Below are 1,484 nucleotides of genomic sequence, written 5' to 3'. Positions count from 1 at the left end.
GCACGCCCTCAGCGCGTCCTTCCTTAACATCTAGCAGCCAAAGCAGTGCCCGCAGGTTGTCGCGGTAGCCAGGCCAGAGGAAGTGACCGTCTTCCGGATCGCGTTGGAACCAGTTCACGTGCGCAAAAATGGGCTGTTCCTTCGCGGAACCAATTATCTTCAACCAGTGGGCCGCATAGTCCCCTTCGGGGTAGGACATGAAGGGGCGCATCGACATCGGATCGTAACGCAGCACGCCCTCCTTGCCCTCGGCCGCGAAAGTAGCCTGGGCGCCCAGGGTCAAGCCGTCGTAAACACCCTCGGTTAGGTCGGTGATTGCCCGGATAAGCGGCTCCCGGTCCTTTACTCGCCCACCAAAAATGATGGCGTCGATTGGCACACCTTGCGGTTCTTCGTAGTCGGGGGCCACGTTGGGCACGTTAGCCAAAGACGTGGTGAATCGGGAATTGGGGTGTGCCCACTCGTCGCCCTTGGCCTCGGAGCGCTGCCGATCGGCCGGGCGGTCGGAAATCTTTTCGCCCTTCCAATCCAGCCATCCGGTAACATCTTCGGGGTAATCCGGGGTCTTTCCTTCCCACCACAGCTCTTGGGTTTCGGGGTTGTAAGCGACGTTGGTGAAGAGCGTCTTAGAGCCTTCTTTGATGGCGTCCATGGCGGTGGGATTAGACTTCCAGTTGGTGTCCTTTGCCACGCCGAACGCGCCGTATTCGGGGTTCATGCCGTAAATCTTGCCGTCTTCGCCAACGTGCAGCCACACGATGTCATCGCCGTAGAAGTAAACTTCGTAGCGGTCACCCAAGGCGTCCGGGGCTAGCATCATAGCGAGGTTGGTTTTACCGGAAGCTGAGGGGAAGCCGCCGCACACGTAGTAGGTGTGATCCTTGAGCTTATCCTTAATCCCGATCAGCATGAACTGTTCGGAAAGGAATTCCCCGGAAGCCCAGCCGTCGTAAGAAGCTTGGCGCAGACCGTGGGCGATCTTCCCAAGTAGCGCGTTGCCGCCGTAGGAGGAACCGAAGTGCAAAATTGTGCGTTCGTCGGCTACCGTGGCAAACAGACGCTTATCCTTATCGGTGCCCTGCCCCAAGTTCTCCAGGTCGCCGGTCACGTGCACTGCATGCACGAATTCTGCCGGATTTTTTAAATTGTTCAGGTGTTCTACGCCAACCCGGGCCATGCGGATCATGTGAAGAACCACGGTGAGGTTGTCGGTAAGTTCCACCCCGCGAGCCCACTTTTCTAGCGGCGCTTTCGGCGGTGCCATCAGGTAGGGCACCACGTACATGGTTTTACCTCGGGAGGCGCCCTTCATGCTTTCCAGTTGCCGGGCAGTTACTTCCGTGGCGTCGTGCCAGTTGTTGTAGATTCCGGCTTCTTGCGGATTGTGGGTGGCTACGACGGTGCGTTCCTCGCTGCGCGCCGTGTCCTTGTAGTAGGAGCGGGAGTAGTAGAGTCCCTCGCCCGCAGGTGCGATTTCACCGGTG

At 58.6% G+C, this 1,484-nt stretch carries 1 protein-coding gene; it reads right to left on the bottom strand.

The features are described 5' to 3' along the window. Positions 1-1,484 (bottom strand): phosphoenolpyruvate carboxykinase (GTP) (locus QP442_RS08385; protein WP_285069776.1); only part of this gene is annotated, 1,484 nt, incomplete at both ends.

The sequence above is a fragment of the Pauljensenia sp. UMB1177 genome, assembly GCF_030217965.1.
In the GTDB taxonomy this organism is placed as follows: Bacteria; Actinomycetota; Actinomycetes; order Actinomycetales; family Actinomycetaceae; genus Pauljensenia; species Pauljensenia turicensis_A.
The sequence above is the reverse complement of the archived record's forward strand: the minus strand, read 5'-3'. Positions and strand labels throughout refer to the sequence as shown.